Genomic DNA, 19,328 nt, shown 5'->3' with positions numbered 1-19,328 from the left:
GGGCCCGGCATGAGTACGCCCGAGGCGCGGGTGCTGGTGGTCGACGATGAGCCGATGATCGTCGAACTGCTGGCGGTGAGCCTGCGCTACCAGGGTTTCGAGGTGGCGACCGCGGCCGACGGCGCCCAGGCGCTGGACCGGGCGCGCACGTTCCGCCCCCAGGCGTTGATCGTGGACGTGATGATGCCCGGCATGGACGGGTTCGGTCTGCTGCGCCGTTTGCGCGCGGACGGCATCGATGCGCCGGTGCTGTTCCTGACCGCGCGCGACGAGGTCGACGACAAGATCACCGGACTCACCCTGGGCGCGGACGACTACGTCACCAAGCCGTTCAGCCTCGAGGAGGTGGTGGCGCGGTTGCGGGTGATCCTGCGTCGCGCGGGTCGCCCGGAGCCCGCGAAAACCCGGTTGCGTTTCGCCGACATCGAACTCGACGATGACACCCACGAGGTGTGGAAGGCGGGCGAGCCGGTTGCCTTGTCCCCCACCGAGTTCACGCTGTTGCGGTACTTCATGGTGAACGCGGGCAGCGTCCTGAGCAAACCGCGGATTCTGGATCACGTGTGGCGCTACGACTTCGGCGGCGAGGTGGGTGTGGTGGAAACGTATGTGTCCTACCTGCGCAAGAAGGTCGATACCGAGCAGCGGTTGATCCACACGCTGCGCGGCGTCGGCTATGTGATGCGGGAGTCGAGCCGGTGAGGACGTCGTTCCGCAGGTGGGCGAGCGGGTGAGGGCACCGTTGCGCGCGCGCCTGGCCGCGATCCCGTTGCGGATGACGCTCGTGCTGATCCTGGTCGCGATGGCTGGATTCGGCTTGGCCGCTTCGGGTTTCGTGGTGACCACGGCGATGAAGAACTCGTTGCAGGATCGCACCGATCAGCAGTTGCACGATGCCGCGCTCGAGTGGGAGCGGCGGGTGAGTATGCCCGCGCCACCACCACCGCCCTCGCACGACGTCAGGCAGCTGCCGAGCCAGTATTTCCTGTGTGCCGAAAGTGCCGATGGCAGACAGCTTTTCGGGTTCGACAATGTCGTAGGAACCACCGGCTTGCCCGCACTGCCCGACGTTCCGGCCTCGCACCCCGTGACGGTGGGTTCAGTGGGTGGCGGGTCCGTGCAGTGGCGTGTGCTCACCTTGCAGACCCCGAAGGCGAAGGCGACCGTCGCGCTGCCGCTGACCGAGAACATCGAGACCGTCCGCAATCTGATCATGCTGCAGTTGCTCGTCGGCGCGATTGTGTTGCCCGCCTTGGCAATTGCCGCGTACTTCGTTGTGCGCGGCAGTTTGCGCCCCCTGCGCCGAGTCGAGGAGACCGCTGCCGCGATCGCCGATGGACAGCTGCACCGTCGAGTTCCGGTGCGCGACAACGACACCGAGGTCGACCGGCTGTCCCGATCACTGAACACCATGCTGACCCAGATCCAACAGGCGTTCGCCGCGACGGAGGCCTCCGAGACCGCGGCCCGCGCATCCGAGGCGAAGATGCGCCGTTTCGTCGCCGACGCCAGCCACGAACTCCGCACTCCCCTGACCACGATCCGCGGCTTCGCCGAGCTGTACCGCCAGGGCGCGACCACCGACCCGGCGATGTTCATGAACCGCATCGAACACGAGGCTCAGCGCATGGGTTTGCTGGTGGAAGACCTGCTCATGCTGGCTCGACTCGATGCCCAACGGCCCGTCGAACTGGGGCCGGTGGACCTGTTGGCGGTGGCCGGGGATGCCGTCCACAGTGCCCGCGCGGTCGAGGCGGCCGAAGGGCAACACCGCCCGATCACTCTCGAGATCGCCGAAGGCACTGGCACTTTGGAGGTACTCGGCGACGAACCCCGTCTGCGCCAGATCCTCACCAATCTCCTGGACAACGCCCGCACCCACACCCCGGACGACACGTCGATCACCGTCCGCCTGACCCCCACCGTCGATGAGGTACGCCTCGAGGTCATCGACACCGGCCCCGGCCTGGAACCCGCCGAAGCCGACCAGGTCTTCGCCCGGTTCTACCGCACGGACAGCTCACGCACCCGCACCAGCGGCGGCACGGGCCTCGGACTATCCATCGTGCAAGCCCTGGTGACCGCCCATCGCGGGACCGTCGAAGTAACCAGTACGCCCGGCACGGGAACGGCGTTCACCGTCCGCCTACCGCGCGAACCCGCCTGACCGCACCCTGGACGATTGATCACCAGGCGGTCAGATCGGGGTGACCTGGGCAACCAACCAGCGGTTGTCGGTCTTGTCCAGGGTCACCCGGACCCGGCTGCCCGAGGTGGCGCCCTGCGGGGAGTCCTTGCTGGTGGTCAGCTGGTTCAGGTACAGCAGCACCACCGCGTGCTCCGGCTCGGCCGACACCACGCCCTCCGCCTGGGTCGTGGCCTTGACGGTGAGCTGCTTTTCCTTGGCGCCCGGTGCGATGGCCTGCTCGATCAGCTTCAAATACTCGGTGCGAAACTCCGCGGTGAGATTGTCTGCCGCCCTGGGCAATTCGGTGTCGACGGTGGCGGGTTCGTAGGTGAACATCGCGCTCACCGTGCGCCCGGCGGTGCTCATCGCGTCCGTGCGCGCCTGTTCGACCTTGCTCTGCTCCCACAGCCGAAACCCACTCACGCCCAACACCACAGCCGCGACCAACCCCGCCGCCGCGAGCACACCGAACACAACTCTCAGTCGATTGCTCATCCCACGAACTCCACTTTCGACACGGTCATTCCGGCATCGCCCTTCGACACCGTGATCCGGAATCGGTACTGCCGCGCCTGCGGTTCGGCCGACCCGGTGTTGCTCACCATCTGCTTCGCGGCAACGAGCACCTTCGCCGAGTTCTCGTCGACGGACTCGATCCCCGACTCCACGACCTCGCCGCTGGACACCACCTTCGCCTGCTTCACCACATCCATGAACGGATCCACCCGACCGTCGAACTCGGTCTTGAACTCCCCCGAGGCGACCGACAGGATCCGGTCGATGTCCTCCTTGGCGGAGTCGGCGCGAATGGTGGTCAGGTTGATCACGGCCTGACGGGCGGTCTGGGTGTACTGGGCGCGCAGGTCCTCGTCCTGACCGGCCGAGCGGGCGGCCAACGCGGTGAATGTTGCCCCGACGACCAGGGCCAACACCAGCACCGCGGCGGCGGCGAGCCCGATGATCTGCCCCAGCTTCGTCAGCTTCGCGTCTTCTTCGTCGAGGTCGTCGGACTCCTCGTCCGCATCCTCGGACTTTGTCAGCTCCACGACAGTCGCATCGACGTCTTTCGCCAGACCGACAGCAGCCGACCCATCGTCCTTCGCCGGCTGACTCGCAGCTGCCACATCGTCCGTCGCTGGACCAGCCGCAGCCGGCCCATCGTCCTTCGCAGGACCGACAGCCACCACCTCACCCTTCACCGTCACATCGGACTTCACCAGTTCAGTTGCAGCCGTGGACGACTCATCGACCGCCACCTCCACACCCGTCACATCCCCCACCGGCGGACCCGCCGACCGTGCTGCGCGCCGACGCGGACGCCGGTTGCTGTTGTCACTCATCTCTGCTGCTCCTCCAACATCGCCTGCCAACTGGCGGGCACCGTGCCCGACCCATCGGCGGCGATATCACCTTGGCGGTATGTGCGTCCGTCCGTGCCCAGATAGGTACCGGTGGACGGATCATAGGGGCGCGCGGCGGCGGGGGTGGCCCCGCCTGTTTGCGCGCCGATCGGTGCCGAGGCCGGGGCTACCGGCTGCGGCGCGCCGAACGGCGGGTTGGTGCCCTGGGGCACGTACCCGGTTCGGCACAGTTCGGGGGTGGGCGCCCGGACGCCGGGGTACTCCATGCACGGCGAGTTGCGAATACCGCGCACTTCGATCGGAGAATCCTGAGCTACCTTGCAGTACAACCCTTCTGGCGTGTCGATCGGGGCGAAGTTGCTCGGCTCACGCCATTGGTCGGGGGGCAGGAAGCCGGTGGTGCAGGCGGGCGGGTCGTGCACCACGGTCATGAAGTCGACCATCGCGCCGTACTTGGTCGGTCCGCGCAGGACCGTGCGCAAGGCCGCGATCAACGGCGGGAAGACCACCAGAAGTTGTTCCAGTCCAGCGTGATACGTCACTCCGACCTGTCCGACGCTGACCAGGTTGCCCGCCAGCAGCGGCAAGGTCGGGCGCAGGCTCTGGAATTGGTCGGTGACCTTCTGCATCGCGGAAGGGCTGTTGTGCAACAGGTTTCGCAACGACGGATCGTGTTCACGGAGTTGATCGGTGACGATCGCGAGATCCGTTGTCCAGGAACGGATGTTGGCATCGGACTGGATCTGCGTGTCCAGCAGCGGGCCGATCTGATCGAGCAGCTTCTTCGTCGGTTCCACATCGGTTTCGGCCTGCTGCACCAGCAGCGCCGCCGAGTCGATGAACCGCTGCAGGTCCGGGCCCGCACCGTTGAACGCCTTGAAGGCCTCGTCGATCACTTGACGCAGCCGGGTATCGGCCACGGTCGACAGCAGCTTGTCGGTTTGATCGAGCAGCGACCCGACATCCTGGGGCAGCTTGGTGCGTTGGACCGGGATCACCGAACCGTCGCGCAGTTCACCGGAGCCCGCGTCGGCCTCGGGCACCAGGTCGACGTACTGCTCGCCGATCGCGGAAACACTGCGGACCCAGGCGGTCGAGTCCGACGGCACCTTGTAATCGCTGTCGATCGACAGATCCGCCTCGACCCCCGCCGAGGTCAGCCGCACCGCTTCGACCTTGCCGATATTGGTGCCGCGGTAGGACACATTGGCGGTCGGATACAGCCCGCCGGTGGCGGCGAGCTGGACCGTCACGCCGTAGCGCCCGATCCCGAACATCGCGGGGAGCTGGATGTATGTCCCGCCCATCACGACCAAACCGATCACGGTGAGTACCGCGAAGACCGCGAGCTGAACGTGGACGAACCTGGTCAGTGTCATTGTCCCGCCCCTTCCTGGCCTGGCAGCGGCACGGTGATTCCGGGGATGGCGGGCAAGCCGGGGATCGACGGGAGCCCCGGCAATGCCGGTGCCGGTGCCGGTGCGGGCGGGAGCTTGGTCGGATCGCCCGCGTCGGTCGCCGTCGTCGGCGCGAAACTGCCGAGCACACCCTCGACACCACCGAAGCGACCGCCGAGCGGCGTGCCGGTGAGCCAGTTGCTGTCCAAGCGCTTTCCGGTCAGGTCGAAGGTGATGTAGAGGTTGAGGTAGTCGCCCTTGATCGCGTTGCCGATGTTCTTGATCGGGAACGGGAAGGAGGGGATGATGCCCATCGCGTCGATGAGGTTGGTGCCGGTGTTGGCCAGGGTCTCCAGCACCGGGCCCAGGCTGGCCAGGTTGGCCTTCAGATCGTCGCCGCTGGTCTGAATGATCCGCTCGGTGACATCGCTGAGTTCACCCAGCGCGGTGACCGCCCTGGTGATGTTGGCCGTGCGGTCGGCGAGCGCGGTCAGCGCGGGGTGGATCTCGTCGATCGCGCGGGCCAGCACGTGTTTCTGGTCGGCGAGGTTGCCTGCCAGCCGGTCCAGGCCTTCCATCGCGGCGATGATGTTGCCGGTCTGCTTGTCCAGGCCGGTGGTCAGCTCGTTGAGCTGCGGCAGCAGGTCGGCGATCTCGGCCTCGCGGCCGTTGAGCGCCGCGTTCATCTCCCTGGTGATGGTCTCGAGCTGGGCGATACCGCCGCCGTTGAGCACGACCGACAGCGACGACAGCACCTGCTCGGTGGTCGGGAAGGCGCCGGCGCGCTCGAGCGGGATCACGTCGTTGTTTCGCAGCTGCCCCTGCGCGGGCGTGTTGGTAGGCGCGGACAGTTCGACGTGATTGCTGCCGAGCAGGCTGGTCTGCCCGATCTTCGCGATCGCGTTGGCGGGCAGCTTCACCTCGGGATTCAGCGACACCGTGACCAGCGCGTGCCAGCCCTCGACGTCGATCCCGGTGACATTGCCGACCTCGACGTCGTCCACGCGCACCGGCGAATTGCGGGTCAGCGTAGTGACATTGGGCATCTGGATGCGCACGGTGTACGAACCGGGTCCGCTGCCCTCGGAGCCGGGCATGGGCAGCGAGTTCAGCCCGTCCCACTGACAGCCGGTCGCGCCGAGCGTCACCGCGACGCCCACTGCCAGCCCGGAGATTATCCGCTTCACCGCTGTCCTCCTGGAACCGCAAGTCCGGCAAGCCCGTTCGGAACGGTGATCGGAGCCGTCGCCTGCGCGGGCGGTGCCTCTGCGGCCAAACTCGGTGGGCTGTAGGTCAACTGGCCGGGCAGGGCCTGCGCGCCACCGACCGGGTTGATCATGAGCGGCGCGTAGTTCATCGCCAGCGAACTGATCACCGGGGCGATGAATTCCGCGCACAGATCCGCCGACCGGTCCGAGTCGTTGTGCTCGAGCGCGCGGATGGAACCGCAGAGGAAGGTCAGCGGGCTGGACGTATTGTTCAGCGACACAGAGCCACTCAGCGATCCCTGGGCCGGCTTGTAGATCTGGTAGAAGTTCACCAGCGCGGTGGGCGCGGAGTGCAGCAGGCGTTCGATCTCCGGCCGCTTGTCGACCAGCGTCTGGGTGACATCGGCGAGCCGCTCGACACCGTCGGTGAGCTCGGCGCCGCTGCCTTCGAGGAAGCGCTTCACATCGGCCAGCGCCACGTCCAGGCTATCCAGTCCCGCGCCCAGTTCTTCCGACGCACCGGCCAGTACCGAGGCCACCGACGCGAGGCGCCCGCCGAACTGCACGATCTGCTCGTTGCTCGCCGAGATCACCTCGACGAACTTCTGCAGGTTGCGGATGGTGCCGAAGAGGTCGGTTCGCCCGTCGGACAACGTGTTCAGCGTCGCCGACAGTTCGCGCAGGGTGTCACGGAACTTCTGGCCGTTGCCGTCGAGGTTGTTCGCGGCGGTATCGACGAAGCGACCGAAAGACCCCTGCGGGTCGTCACCGACCGGGCCGAGAGCTGTTGCGAGATTGGACAATTCAGCCTTGATGTCGTCCCACTCCACCGGCACGGCGGTGCGCTCGATCGGAATCTGCGCTCCATCAACCATTTTCGGCCCACCGGAGTAAGCGGGCGCCAGTTGAATGAACCGGGCCGACACCAGCGACGGCGCGATGAGCACGGCGCGCGCGTCGGCGGGCAGGTCGATGCCGCGGTCGACGGTCATCCGCACCTGCACCCGACCCTGCCCCGGTTCGATCGCGTCGATCGTGCCGATCCGCACCCCGAGCATCCGCACCTCGTCGCCGGCGTACAGGCCGGTGGTGGTGGGGAAAGCGGCGGTGATCTTGGTCTTGCCGATGCCGAGACTGATGTAGACCGCGACCGCGACGAGCGCGACGATCACCACCGCGGCAACGGCCAGGGTCCAACGCGGTACGCCGCGCACTGTCGATGACATGCTCATCGCGGCGGATCCTCCTCGGTCGGCTGGATGCTCGGCGTCCTCGGGTGCGTGAAGATGTCGATCAGGTCCTGCGGCAGGTGCTCGGGCCAGACCAGGGCGTCCACCAGCGGCCGCAGCTCGGTGCTGGTCGCGTTCACCACGTAGGCGTTGAACCACGGGCCGTTGCCGACCTGCTCGCCCAGCGCCGAGGCGTAGGGGCCGATGCCGTCGAGCGCTTCGGACAGGTTCTGCTTGTTGCGCTGCAGCAGCGCGAGCACCGAATTGAGCCGGTCCAGTGTCGGTTTCATCTGCGCCTCGTTGTCGGCGACCAGCCCGGACAGCTGCTTGGCGACCGAGTCGACGTAGACGATGAGCTGGTTGATGGCGGCGCGGCGGTTGTCGAGTTCGCCGAGCAGGTTGTTGCCGTCCAGCAGCAGCGCGTTGAGTTGGGTGCTGCGATCGGCCAGGATGCTGGTGACGTTCTGGGCGCGGCCCAGCAGATCGGTCAGCGCCTGATCGCGGGTATTGATGCTGCGCGACAGTGCCGTGACGCCGTCGAGAGCGGTGCGCAGCGGGCCCGGCGTATCGGCGAAGGCGGCCGACAGCGCGTCCAGGGTCTGGTCGACCTGGCCCATGTCGAGATCGCGCACGGTCGCGCCGAGGTCGGACAGTGCCTCGTTGAGCGAGTACGGCGAGGTGGTGCGATCGAGCGGGATGGTGTCGGCGGTGCGCAGGGCGCCCGGACCGGTGGGCACCACGTCCAGCGACTTGCGACCGAGCACCGTGTTGGTCTTGATGGCCGCGGAACTCTTCTGGCCCAACACGATCGACTCGTCGAGGGTGAATTTCACCAGCACTTTCGGACCGTCGAGCGACACCTGGTCGACTTCGCCGGAACGCACCCCGGCCACGTGCACCGGGTCGCCCGGCACCAGCCCGCCCGCGTCGACGAAGAACGCGGTGAAGGTCGCGCCGGAGCGGATGAACGGCAGCTTGGTGTACTGCAGGGTGGCCAGCGAGATCGTCACCACCAGCACGATGCCGACGATGCCGATGGTCACGGCCGACGACTTCTTCTCACTCATTGGGCGTACACCTTCCGGTCGCCTGCAGGCCCGGCATGTGCACTTCCATCGGCTGGCCGTTCGGGCCGTCGACGACCAGGTTGGTGCCGCAGATGTAGAGCTGCAGAAACGATCCGTAGGCGCCGACGCGGACGAGTTGCTTGTAGGTCTGCGGCAGCTTCTCGAGCACCCATTCCAGGTGCTCGGAACCGTTGTCGAGGTTGGTGGCCAACCTGCCGGTCTGCTCGATGGTGTTGCGCAGGTCGGGTCGGGCCGTGGTCAGCAGGTCGTTGAGTTCCTTTGTCGCACCGGCGATTCGGGGCAGTGCCGCGCCGACCGGGTCGCGTTCGGCGGCCAAGCCGCTGACCAGCCGCTGCAGTTCGTCGATCGTGGTGGTGAACTGCTGATCGCGGTCGTCGATGGTGGCCAGCACCGTGTTCAGGTTGTCGATCACGCTGCCGATCAGGGCGTCACGGTCGGCGAGGGTCTTGGAGAAGCTGCCGCCACTGTTGAGCAGCGAGACCAGCGTGCCGCCCTGGCCCTGGAATATCTGCAGCAGCGCCGAGGTGAGGTCGTTGACCTGGCCCGGATCCAGGCCGCGCAGCAGCGGCTTGAAACCGCCGAGCAACAGGTCCAGGTCCAGCGCGGGAGTGGTCTGCTCCTTGCCGATGGTGGCGCCGTCGGGCAGCGCGCGGGGCGAGCCAGGGCCTTCCTTCAGCTCCAAATACCTGTCCCCGACGAGGTTTTCGTATTTGATCGCCAGCCGGGTGCTCGACAACACCGAGTACTTGGTGTCCACGTCGAACTCGACATGCGCGAGATCGTCGTCGCCGATCTCCACCGAGGTCACCGAGCCGACCGGCACACCGGCGATCCGCACCTTCGACCCCGGCAGCATGCCGGAGGAGTTGGTGAACACCGCCTTGTACCCGTTCTCGCTGGAGAACCGTGCCTGACTCAGCACGATCGCCAAGCCGGCGAACACCAGCGTCATCACCACGGTGAAGATCGCGAGCTTGACCGTGGTCGCCGTGTTTCTCACCGTGTCACTCCCGGCAGCCCTTCCAGCAACAGCTGGAAAATCTTTGGTGCCCTGTCGTTCAAGCCGAGCGGCTCGGTGCTCGGCGTGTACGGGCCGCCCTCGCTGGTATCGGTCACCACATAGTTCGAGTGGCTGTCCGCCGCCCGGGTCACCACGCCTTCACAGTGCGGTCCGCCGGTAGCGTTCACCTTGGGCAGGTCCTTGGGGTAGGTGTAGGGCTTGGAGCCGGGCATGAGCGAGGCGTTCATGCCGACGCCGGGCAGGATGCCGCCGAAGACATCCTCGGCCAACGGCATGATCGGGCCGAGACCGTCGATGATGCAGCTCAGCGCCGGCGCGTATTCGAACAGCAGGCCGGTCGTGGGGCGCAGCAGGTCCAAGGCGGTGACGAGGTTGGATTCGTTCTCCCGCAACACCGAACCGGTGGTGTCGGACAGTCCGATCACATTCACCAACACGTCATCGAGCTGAGCTTGCAACTCCGACAACGTATTCGAGGTCACCGTCGCGTTGTCCACCGTGCGCAACAACGCCCCGGACGCATCGGCGTAGATGTCGGTCACCTGCCCCGTCTTGTCCAGATCCTGTTGCAGCGTAGGCAGATACGGGTTGATCTCCCGCAGGTACCGATCCGAGCGAACCAGCAGATCGCCGAACTTGTCCCCGCGCCCCTGCAGGGCAGTACCCAAAGCAGTCAACGTCGCGTTGAGCTTCTCCGGCTCCACCTGAGCCAACACATCGGACATATGCTGGAACAACGTATTGAACTCCACCGTCACAGCAGTGGCCGCCACCGTCGCACCCGGCTTCAACGATCCGGACGAAGGCTGTTGCGGGACAACGAAGTTCACATACTTGGCACCGAACACCGTGGTCGAGCGAATATCCACACCGGCGTTGGCGGGCACCAGCTTCAACTGCTCGGGGTCCACCTCGAGCACCAACTGCGCACTGTCGTCGCGCCAGTTGATGTCCGCGACCCGGCCGATCTCGACCCCGCGCACCTTCACCTTGGCATCGGGGTCGAGAACCAGCCCCGACCGCGGGGCCTGCACCAGCACCTGCGCGGTGGTGGTGAACGCGCCCTGGAACAGCGCGAGCGCGAACACCGCGCCCCCGACGAGCAGCCCGACCATCGTCAGCGCGGCGAGCTTGCGCCCGAGCCCGCCCTGCAAGGCGGTAATGATCCGTGAAGAGTTCATCCCGCTATCCCGAGAGGTGGAAGTTGCCGGAGGTGCCGTAGATGGCCAGCGAGATCAGCAGTGTCACCGTGACCACCGCGATCAGCGAGGACCGCACCGCGTTGCCCACCGCGATCCCGACGCCGACCGGTCCGCCCGCGGCGTGGAAGCCGTAGTAGGTGTGGATCAGCATCACCGCCAGCGCCATCACAATGGCCTGCGCGAACGACCACAGGATGTCGCTGGGGATGAGGAACGTGGAGAAGTAGTGGTCGTAGACGCCGGCGGACTGGCCGTAGATCACCACGGTCGCGAAGCGGCTGGCGATGAACGACGCGATCACCGCCAGGGCATACAGCGGCACGATCGCGATCATGCCCGCCAGCACCCTGGTGCCGACCAGGAACGGCACCGGCCGGATCGCCATCGATTCCAGTGCGTCGATCTCCTCGGCCACCCGCATCGCACCCAGTTGGGCGGTGGCGCCGGCGCCGATGGTGGCGGCCAGGCCGATGCCGGAGATCACCGGTGCGGCGATGCGCACGTTGATCATCGCGGCGAAGAACCCGGTCAGCGCCTCGACGCCGATATTGCCCAGCGAGCTGTACCCCTGCACGGCGATGGTGCCGCCGGCCATGAGCGTGAGGAATCCGACGATCACCACGGTGCCGCCGATCACGGCCAGCGCGCCGCTGCCCATGCTGATCTCGGCGATCAGCCGGATGGTCTCGGTGCGGTAGTGGATCAGCGCGCGCGGCACCGACGCCAGGGCCTTCACATAGAAGATGGCCTGATTACCAAGGGAGTCGGTCGATTTCGACAGTCGATCGAAACGGCGGACCGTGCGCGGGAACTTGCTGCGAACTATGAACGCCATCACCGCACCGTGAATTTCAGGCCGATCGCGGTGACCACGACATTCACCACGAACAGCGCCATGAACGCGAATACCACCGTTTGGTTCACCGCGTCACCGACGCTCTTGGGCCCGCCTTTGACCTGCAGGCCCAGATAACAGGCGACCATTCCGGCGATCAGCCCGAACAGGCCGGCCTTGATTTCGGAGATGATCAGTTCGGAGAAGCTCGTCAGCAGCGGAATCCCGTTGACGAACGCGCCCGGATTCACCCCCTGCAGAAACACCGAGAACACGAACCCGCCGCCGATGCCGATCGTGCACACCAGGCTGTTGAGCATCAGCGCCACGAACATCGAGGCCAGCACCCGCGGCACGACCAGTCGGCTGACCGGGTCGATGCCGAGGACTTTCATCGCGTCGATCTCTTCGCGAATCGTGCGTGCGCCCAGGTCGGCGCAGATGGCGGTAGCCCCGGCGCCCGCCACGATCAGCACCGTGACGATCGGGCCGACCTGCGTGACGGCGCCGAACGCGGCCGCCGCGCCACTGAGGTCGGCGGCGCCGATTTCGCGCAACAAGATGTTGAGGGTGAACACCACCAGCACGGTGAACGGGATGGCCACCAGCAGCGTGGGCACGATCGATACGCGGGCCACGAACCAGGACTGGTCGACGAATTCGCGCCATTGGAACGGCCTGCGGACCGCGGCGCGAGCCACTTCCGCGCCGAGTTCGAAGAATCCGCCGACCGCCCGCAACGGGACAGCAAGGAGGTTGTTCATACCGAATCCTCCTCGTTCGACGGGCGGCCCGATTGGTCCGCGTATCCGTACTCCACCGCCACCCCGATCTGAAGACTGTCCAAAGACTAGAACACGTTCCCGGTAATGTCTGCTATATCCGAAGACTTAGACCAGGAGTTTTTCTGGTAGTTCGCCGTTCAAACTGAAACGGATACTTATCAACATCCGCCGCCCTCCTGTGAGGCGCCACACACCCCGACGATCATGTCTACCAATACCTGGACCGGCGTTCAACAGATCGGCGTAGACCGGTGCTTGCTCGCAGCTAGCGGGCCAACTTCGGGCAAACCACCCATGGGCCGGTCGGACCGAGCCCGTAGGCAGGTCCGACCGAGGCCACGGGCAGGTCAGCCCAGATCGCGCAGGGCGCGCGCGGAGAAGGTGTGGTCGGCGGGACGGTCTGCGAAATAGCCACCGATCGTGGCGGCGAGATCGGTCTCGGACCACTCGTCGCCGGCAGCATCGAAACGCTGCTCGACGGTCGGCGCGGCCATCAGCGCCACCATCGGGCCGTAGACGACGAACACCTGACCGTTGACCGCGTCCGCGGCCGGCGACGCCAGGTAGGCGACGAGCTTGGCGACATGCTCGGGAGCCAGCGGATCGACGGCGCCCTCGGGGGCTTCAGCGAAGACGGACTCGGTCATGGCAGTCCTGGCGCGCGGGCAGATTGCGTTGGCGCGCACGCCATATCGCTGTAATCCCCGCGCGGCGGTGAGCGTGAGAGCGGTGATGCCCGCCTTCGCCGCACCGTAGTTCGCCTGGCCTTCAGGACCGAGAAGCCCTGCCTCCGATGAGGTATTGATCAAGCGGCCGTAGACGGGTTCGCCCGCGGCCTTGGACTTCGCGCGCCAGTAGGCACCGGCATTGCGCGAGAGCAGGAAGTGTCCGCGCAGGTGCACCGCGATCACCGCGTCCCAGTCCTCGTCGGACATGTTGAACAGCATGCGATCTCGCGTGATGCCCGCATTGTTGACCACGATGTCGAGGCCACCCAGCGATTCCTGCGCGGTGGCGATGAGCGCGTCGGCGGTGGCGCGTTCGGCGATGGAGCCGCCGACGAATTCCGCCTTGCCGCCGAGCTCGCGAATCGCGGCGATGGTTTCCGCGGCCGCGTCCTCGGTGAGGTCGTTGACCACCACCGCCGCGCCCGCCGCGGCCAGCGCCAGCGCTTCGGCACGGCCCAGGCCCGCACCCGCGCCGGTCACGATGGCGACCCGGCCGTCCAGTGAAATCTGCGTCACACTCATGCAGCGGACTCTAGAACGTGTTCCACCATCGGACAAGAGGCAATCACGCCAACCTCAGCGCCGCCTTGGGGCACTGCGACACCGCTTCCTCCGCCTCGGCGAGGCGATCGGGTGCGACATCGCCCTCGAGGACGGTCAACTGATCGTCGTCGTCGAGTTCGAACATGTCAGGGGCGATTCCGACGCACACGCCGTTGGCTTCGCAACGGTCGAAATCGACGATGATCTTCATGAGAACTTCCTTCCACACGGTCCTGGCGACACTAACCCAGCAGGCCCGGTCCGCGCGGCGGAACCGGAGCCCGATGAGTACCAATACTGGAACATGTTCCAGTTGGTGTGCAATGATCGGTTTCGGCGGGGCTCATTCCCTGCGCCCCGCCGTCCCTTTCCAGGAGGTAGGAAGCATGCGCGTCGCGTATACGCCGCAACAGGAAGCTTTGCGCGCGCAGCTGCGCGAATACTTCGCCGGGCTGATGACACCGGAGCGGCGCGCGGCGCTGAGCATGCAGACCGGCGAATACGGTGCGGGCACGGTGTATCGCGATGTGGTGCGCGACATGGGGCGCGACGGGTGGCTCACGCTGAGCTGGCCGAAAGAGTATGGCGGACAAGACCGTACGACGATGGACCAGCTGATCTTCGTCGAGGAGGCGGCCATCGCGGGCGCGCCCGTCCCGTTCCTCACGCTGAACTCCGTGGCGCCGACCATCATGCAGTACGGCTCCGAGGAGCAGAAGAAGTTCTTCCTGCCGAAGATCGCCGCCGGTGAATTGCACTTCGCCATCGGCTATTCCGAGCCGGGCGCGGGCACCGACCTTGCGGCACTGCGTACTTCGGCGGTGCGCGATGGCGACGACTATGTGATCAACGGTCAGAAGATGTGGACCAGCCTGATCGCCTACGCCGACTACATCTGGTTGGCGGTGCGCACGGATCCGAATGCCAAGAAGCACAAGGGCATCAGCATGCTCATCGTGCCCACCGATGCCGAGGGGTTCTCGTGGACGCCGGTGCACACGATGGCCGGGCCCGACACGAGCGCCACCTATTACCAGGATGTGCGGGTGCCCGCGTCGTCGCTGGTCGGGCCGGAAAACGGCGGTTGGTCGCTGATCACCAACCAGCTCAATCATGAACGCGTCGCGCTGACCTCGGCCGGGCCGCTGTCGCTGGCGGTGGGGCAGACGGTGGAGTGGGCTCGCTCTGTGACCGGGCCTGATGGCAAGCGCCTGATCGACCAGGAGTGGGTGCGGCTGAACCTGGCCCGCGTGCACGCCAAAGTCGAGTACCTCAAGCTCCTGAACTGGGAAATCGCCAGTCGCGCCGACCAGGGCGGTGAAGCCGCGCCGAAACCGTGGGACGCCTCCGCGTGCAAGGTCTACGGCACCGAACTCGCCACCGAGGCCTACCGCCTGCTGATGGAAGTCGTCGGCCCGCACGCCTACCTACGCCAGGACTCCCCCGGCGCCGTGCTGCTCGGCCGACTCGAGCGCATGCACCGCGCCGCACTGATCCTCACCTTCGGCGGCGGCACCAACGAGGTCCAACGCGACATCATCGCCATGACCGCCCTCCGCCAGCCCGCCTCCGCCCGCTGAAAGCCGGTATCCCCCCATGGATTTCACTCCCACCGAGGCCCAAACCGACCTCGCCCGCCTGACCGGCGAAATCTGCGCCAAGCTCGTCACCGCCGATCGCCTCCGCGAACTGGACGTCCCCGGTCGCTTCGACGAACCGCTGTGGAAGGCCCTGGCCGAAACCGGCATCCTCGCGGCTGCCCTCCCAGAAGCGCTGGGCGGCAGCGACTTCGGCGCCCTCGAACAAACCGCGATCTTGCGCGAACTCGGCCACGTCGTCGCCGCGGTGCCCTACCTGTGGTCGATCGTCCTCGGCGCGGGCGCACTGGCGAAGTTCGGTGACGCGTCGCAGCAGCAGCTGGCGGCGCGAGCAGGCACCGGCGAGATCGTGCTCACCGCCGCACTCGCCGAGGAACTACGCGCCACCACCGACGCACCCGGCATCCTCGCTCGGGACACGGCCGACAACGCCGACTCGCAGCGCGGCGCATTCACGCTGACGGGTAGCGCGACGACCGTCCCCTACGCCGACCGAGCCGCACGAATCCTGGTGCCCGCCACCGTTTCCGGCAGCACAGCGATCTTCCTGGTCGATCCCACCCACACGTCGGTCACCCGCACCGCCCAGCAGGTCGTCGACCTGAGCCCCGAATTCCTCGTCGAATTCACCGACACCCCAGCCGAATTGGTCGGCACCCTCGACGCCGACATCCTCCCCTGGCTCCGCGAACAAGCCTGGCTGGGCCTGTCCGCCCTCCAACTCGGCACCCTCGAACAAGCCCTCGACCTCACCGCCGAACACACCCGCACCCGCGAACAATTCGGCAAACCCCTCGGTGCCTTCCAAGCAGTAGCCCAACGCCTAGCCGACGCCTACATAGAAATCGGCGGCCTCCGCCTGACGGTCACCCAGGCAGCCTGGCGAGTCTCCGAAAACCTCCCCGCCACCGAGTCCATCCACATAGCCAAATTCTGGGCCGCCGAAGCAGGCCACCAGGTCGCCCACACCGCCGTCCACATCCACGGCGGCCTAGGCATAGACCGAGACCACACCCTCCACAACTACTTCACCGCCGCCAAACACCAAGAATTCGCCTTGGGCGGCGCAACTCCCCACCTCCTGGCCCTGGGCGCAGAACTCGCGAGCTAGCCCCAAACCCTAACGCAGGCCCGTACGGACAAACTCCGTACGGGCCTAACCCTCGTCGTCGCTGCCGATCACAGTGTCACCAGAATCCCGCGCCAGTCGCTGACTCAACTCTTCGCTGATTCGCAGCACATCGGTGGCCGCCTCATCGAACCGACGGTCACGCTCGCTGACTGCTGTTTCCGCAGGCTGCTCCACGTATCAACGATATCGCCGAGATCCGACTACGTCGATGAAGTCGTAGCCGAACCGGTTGCCGTTGACGCCGAACACCCCGCTCGGCGACGCTGCCGGACGGGGTGACGTGTTGGACGAGTGATCACCAGGCTATGGCGCAAACATCGGCCGAGTAGGAAAAACCACCAGAGCCTGGTGATCTTGATCGTGGGGCTAGGCCGAACCTGCTTCGGCGTGTTCGTCGGCGGGGCGCTCGTCGGTTTGGGACTTGGCCCAGCGGTAGTCCGGTTTGCCTGCCGGGGAGCGCTTGATCTCGTCGACGAACCACAGGCTGCGTGGTTGTTTGTAGGACGCGATCTCGCCGGCGAGGACCGGCTTCAAATCGGCCAGGGTGGGGCGGTTTTCGCTGCGACATTGGATGACCGCGCAGACTCGTTGGCCCCAGCGTTCGTCGTCTACGCCGACTACCAGCGCGTCGAAGACGTCGGGGTGGGCTTTGAGGGCGCCTTCTACCTCTTCGGGGTAGATCTTCTCGCCGCCGCTGTTGATGCTCACCGAGCCGCGGCCGAGCATGGTGACCGAGCCGTCTTCCTCGACGCGGGCGTAGTCGCCGGGGATGGCGAAGCGAATCCCGTTGAACTCCTTGAACGTTGCCGCGGACTTGACCTCGTCCTTGTAGTAGCCCAGCGGGATGTGTCCGCTGCGGGCGAGCAGGCCGACGACGCCGGAGCCCGGCGCGACCGGATTGCCTTCCTCGTCGAGCACCTGAGTGGCGGCGTCGATCTTCACCCGGGGGCCGCCGGTGTGGTTGGCGCCCTTGGAGACCAGGGACAGGCCGCCGAAGCCGGTTTCGGAGGAGCCGATGGAGTCGGAGATCATCCGGTTGGGCAGCACCTCGAGGAACTTGTCCTTGAGCGCGGGCGAGAACAGGGCGGCGCTGCTGGCGAGCACGTACAGGGTCGAAAGGTCGTAGGGCTCACCGGTTTCCGGGTTGCCTTCGGCCAGGGCGTCGAGCATCGGTCGGGCCATCGCGTCGCCGGTGATGAAGATCAGGTTGACGCCGTGCTTGTCCACGGCCTGCCACACCTTGTGTCCGCTGAACTCGGGGATCATCACGGCCTTGCCGCCGCCGAACAGGCTGTGGAAGGTGGCCCACTGGGAGCCGCCGTGGATCATCGGCGGGATCGGGAAGCGCACCATCTGCGGGTTGGCCGCGCCGATCTTGGCCAGCTCCCATTCATCCTTGGTGTATTCACCGGTGACGAAGTTGATGCCGGCGCCCAGCACGCGCCAGACGTCTTCGTGCCGCCACATCACGCCCTTGGGCAGGCCGGTGGTGCCGCCGGTATAGAGCATGTAGAGGTCGTCGGGCGAGCGTTCCTCGAAGTCGCGTTCGCCTGACGAATCAGCCAGTGCCGCTTCGTATTCGACGGTGTCTGCGGGGGTTTCGGCAGTGGTGCCGTCGTCGACGACGATCACCGTCTTCAGCGCGGGCACCTTGTCCCGAACGGCCGCCACCTTGTCGGTGTAGCGGCGCTCGTGGATCAGCGCCACCATGTCGGAGTTGTCGAAGATGTGCAGCAGTTCGTTCTCGACGTAGCGGAAGTTGACGTTGATCATCACCGCCCGCGCCTTGAAGATCGCCACCATCGCCTCGACGGCTTCGACGGTGTTGCGGGAATAGATTCCGACTTTGTCGCCTGGTCGAACGCCCTGTTCCAGCAGGTAGTGGGCCAGCTTGTTGGCCCGCTCCTCCAGTTCGGCGTAGGTCGATTCTCGATGTTCGCCGACCAGCACGATCCGGTCGGGCATCAAGTCGACGGCATGTTCGACGAGATCGGCTATGTTGTAGCTCACAGGTCAAAAATAGAACGTGTTACTGTTTCTGACAAGGTTTTCGGCGAATGCGACCGAACGTTGTTGAGGAGATCTGTCCCATGGCCCACTGTCTGGTCGAGAAGCGTGACCACGTTCTCATCGTCACCATGAACCGCCCCGAGGCGCGCAATGCCCTGTCCGGGGAGATGATGGCGATCATGCGCGACGCCTGGGATCAGGTGGACAGCGATCCCGACATCCGCGTCGCGATCCTCACCGGTGCCGGTGGCGCGTTCTGCGCGGGGATGGACCTGAAGGCGATGAGCTCGCAGCATCCGGGAGACACCGCCTCCGCCGGCAGCTGGGACCCGGCCTACCTCCCCGCGCTGCTGAAAGGGCGGCGACTGGCCAAGCCGCTGATCGCGGCGGTCGAGGGCCCGGCTATCGCCGGTGGCACCGAGATCCTGCAGGGCACCGACCTGCGCGTGGCCGGAGAAAGCGCCAAGTTCGGCGTGTCCGAGGCCCGCTGGGGCCTGTTTCCGCTCGGCGGTTCCGCGGTGCGCCTGGCCCGACAGATCCCGTACACCGTGGCCGCCGACCTGCTGCTGACCGGTCGACACATCACCGCCGCCGAGGCCAAGGAAATCGGCCTGATCGGCCACGTCGTCCCCGACGGAACCGCCCTCGACAAGGCCATGGCCCTGGCAGCCCAGATCGCCGACAACGGCCCTCTCGCCGTCCAGGCAATGCTGCGCACCCTGCGCGAAACCGAGGCCATGCCGGAGAACGAAGCATTCCCCATCGAGGCGAAGATCGGCATCGAAGTATTCAAATCAGCCGACGCCAAGGAAGGCCCCCGAGCCTTCGCAGAAAAGCGCAAGCCCAACTTCACCGGCACATAAAACCCGCCACGACCGCACCCCCAGCCCCCACCATCACCGGCACATAAATCCGCCACCTACCGCACTCCCAGCCCCGCACACCCGACCCATAGGGAGGGTCCGCCGCGCAGCGGCGGTAGCGGCCCGGCCGCGAGTTAGCC

The 19,328-nt window shown here is 66.2% G+C and carries 19 protein-coding genes; 5 read left to right on the top strand and 14 right to left on the bottom strand.

Annotated elements, in window-relative coordinates; all coding sequences use genetic code 11:
* The first annotated feature begins 9 nt into the window (after positions 1 to 9).
* Together ACFWU5_RS26985 and ACFWU5_RS26980 are read left to right on the top strand one after the other, a co-directional pair.
* Positions 10 to 702: a response regulator transcription factor gene (locus tag ACFWU5_RS26985; protein ID WP_379241174.1), complete on the top strand. Its 693-nt coding sequence runs from the start codon at positions 10 to 12 to the stop codon at positions 700 to 702.
* A gap of 73 nt (positions 703 to 775) precedes the next feature.
* Entirely contained in the window at positions 776 to 2,167 is a 1,392-nt protein-coding gene (locus ACFWU5_RS26980; RefSeq protein WP_379269673.1) for a sensor histidine kinase, read from the top strand.
* Between the two features lie 30 nt (positions 2,168 to 2,197).
* Here the strand turns inward: ACFWU5_RS26980 and ACFWU5_RS26975 are convergent, their stop codons facing one another.
* From ACFWU5_RS26975 to ACFWU5_RS26920, 12 genes are all read right to left on the bottom strand, one after another.
* Entirely contained in the window at positions 2,198 to 2,683 is a 486-nt protein-coding gene (locus ACFWU5_RS26975) for a h domain protein (protein ID WP_379269656.1), read from the bottom strand.
* Positions 2,680 to 3,528 carry a hypothetical protein gene (locus ACFWU5_RS26970; RefSeq protein ID WP_379269654.1) on the bottom strand — a complete coding sequence of 283 codons (849 nt, stop codon included), beginning with the start codon at positions 3,526 to 3,528 and terminating at the stop codon, positions 2,680 to 2,682. Before ACFWU5_RS26970 ends, ACFWU5_RS26975 begins: the two co-directional genes overlap by 4 nt.
* Positions 3,525 to 4,928 carry an MCE family protein gene (locus ACFWU5_RS26965; RefSeq protein ID WP_379269652.1) on the bottom strand — a complete coding sequence of 468 codons (1,404 nt, stop codon included), beginning with the start codon at positions 4,926 to 4,928 and terminating at the stop codon, positions 3,525 to 3,527. Before ACFWU5_RS26965 ends, ACFWU5_RS26970 begins: the two co-directional genes overlap by 4 nt.
* Positions 4,925 to 6,133 (bottom strand): MCE family protein, encoded by a 1,209-nt coding sequence (locus ACFWU5_RS26960; protein WP_379269651.1) that lies wholly within the window; start codon positions 6,131 to 6,133, stop codon positions 4,925 to 4,927. Before ACFWU5_RS26960 ends, ACFWU5_RS26965 begins: the two co-directional genes overlap by 4 nt.
* Positions 6,130 to 7,386, bottom strand: a complete 1,257-nt coding sequence (locus ACFWU5_RS26955) for an MCE family protein (RefSeq protein ID WP_379269649.1) — start codon at positions 7,384 to 7,386, stop codon at positions 6,130 to 6,132. Before ACFWU5_RS26955 ends, ACFWU5_RS26960 begins: the two co-directional genes overlap by 4 nt.
* Complete coding sequence (locus ACFWU5_RS26950; protein WP_379269647.1) at positions 7,383 to 8,450, bottom strand: MCE family protein; 1,068 nt, start codon at positions 8,448 to 8,450, stop codon at positions 7,383 to 7,385. The genes ACFWU5_RS26955 and ACFWU5_RS26950 overlap by 4 nt, the downstream gene beginning before the upstream one ends.
* Entirely contained in the window at positions 8,443 to 9,471 is a 1,029-nt protein-coding gene (locus tag ACFWU5_RS26945) for an MCE family protein (RefSeq protein WP_379269646.1), read from the bottom strand. Before ACFWU5_RS26945 ends, ACFWU5_RS26950 begins: the two co-directional genes overlap by 8 nt.
* A complete protein-coding gene (locus ACFWU5_RS26940; RefSeq protein ID WP_379269644.1) occupies positions 9,468 to 10,673 on the bottom strand; it encodes an MCE family protein in 1,206 nt (401 codons plus the stop codon). Before ACFWU5_RS26940 ends, ACFWU5_RS26945 begins: the two co-directional genes overlap by 4 nt.
* 4 nt (positions 10,674 to 10,677) lie before the next feature.
* Positions 10,678 to 11,529, bottom strand: coding sequence for an MlaE family ABC transporter permease (locus ACFWU5_RS26935; RefSeq protein ID WP_379269642.1), 852 nt, complete (start codon positions 11,527 to 11,529; stop codon positions 10,678 to 10,680).
* A complete protein-coding gene (locus ACFWU5_RS26930; protein ID WP_379241163.1) occupies positions 11,529 to 12,293 on the bottom strand; it encodes an MlaE family ABC transporter permease in 765 nt (254 codons plus the stop codon). Before ACFWU5_RS26930 ends, ACFWU5_RS26935 begins: the two co-directional genes overlap by 1 nt.
* 368 nt (positions 12,294 to 12,661) lie before the next feature.
* Positions 12,662 to 13,564: a 3-oxoacyl-ACP reductase gene (locus tag ACFWU5_RS26925; RefSeq protein ID WP_379269640.1), complete on the bottom strand. Its 903-nt coding sequence runs from the start codon at positions 13,562 to 13,564 to the stop codon at positions 12,662 to 12,664.
* Positions 13,565 to 13,607: 43 nt separating this feature from the next.
* Entirely contained in the window at positions 13,608 to 13,796 is a 189-nt protein-coding gene (locus ACFWU5_RS26920) for a ferredoxin (protein ID WP_379241161.1), read from the bottom strand.
* Positions 13,797 to 13,971: 175 nt separating this feature from the next.
* Here ACFWU5_RS26920 and ACFWU5_RS26915 point away from each other — a divergent pair, with 175 nt between their 5' ends.
* Together ACFWU5_RS26915 and ACFWU5_RS26910 are read left to right on the top strand one after the other, a co-directional pair.
* The gene (locus tag ACFWU5_RS26915; RefSeq protein ID WP_379269638.1) at positions 13,972 to 15,165 is read left to right on the top strand and encodes an acyl-CoA dehydrogenase family protein; all 1,194 of its coding nucleotides are present in this window, start codon (positions 13,972 to 13,974) and stop codon (positions 15,163 to 15,165) included.
* A gap of 16 nt (positions 15,166 to 15,181) precedes the next feature.
* On the top strand, positions 15,182 to 16,294 hold the full coding sequence (locus ACFWU5_RS26910; RefSeq protein WP_379269636.1) for an acyl-CoA dehydrogenase family protein: 1,113 nt from the start codon (positions 15,182 to 15,184) through the stop codon (positions 16,292 to 16,294).
* 45 nt (positions 16,295 to 16,339) lie between these two features.
* On the opposite strand, the gene ACFWU5_RS26905 is transcribed toward ACFWU5_RS26910, so the two are convergent.
* Both ACFWU5_RS26905 and ACFWU5_RS26900 read right to left on the bottom strand, forming a co-directional pair.
* Positions 16,340 to 16,489, bottom strand: coding sequence for a hypothetical protein (locus ACFWU5_RS26905; RefSeq protein ID WP_379241158.1), 150 nt, complete (start codon positions 16,487 to 16,489; stop codon positions 16,340 to 16,342).
* A gap of 192 nt (positions 16,490 to 16,681) precedes the next feature.
* Positions 16,682 to 18,325, bottom strand: a complete 1,644-nt coding sequence (locus ACFWU5_RS26900) for an acyl-CoA synthetase (protein ID WP_379269634.1) — start codon at positions 18,323 to 18,325, stop codon at positions 16,682 to 16,684.
* An 80-nt stretch (positions 18,326 to 18,405) separates the two neighbouring features.
* Here ACFWU5_RS26900 and ACFWU5_RS26895 point away from each other — a divergent pair, with 80 nt between their 5' ends.
* Positions 18,406 to 19,188 (top strand): crotonase/enoyl-CoA hydratase family protein, encoded by a 783-nt coding sequence (locus ACFWU5_RS26895; RefSeq protein WP_379269632.1) that lies wholly within the window; start codon positions 18,406 to 18,408, stop codon positions 19,186 to 19,188.
* The last annotated feature ends 140 nt before the right edge of the window (positions 19,189 to 19,328 follow it).

The organism is Nocardia sp. NPDC058640, from assembly GCF_042716995.1.
GTDB lineage: Bacteria > Actinomycetota > Actinomycetes > Mycobacteriales > Mycobacteriaceae > Nocardia.
The sequence above is the reverse complement of the archived record's forward strand: the minus strand, read 5'-3'. Positions and strand labels throughout refer to the sequence as shown.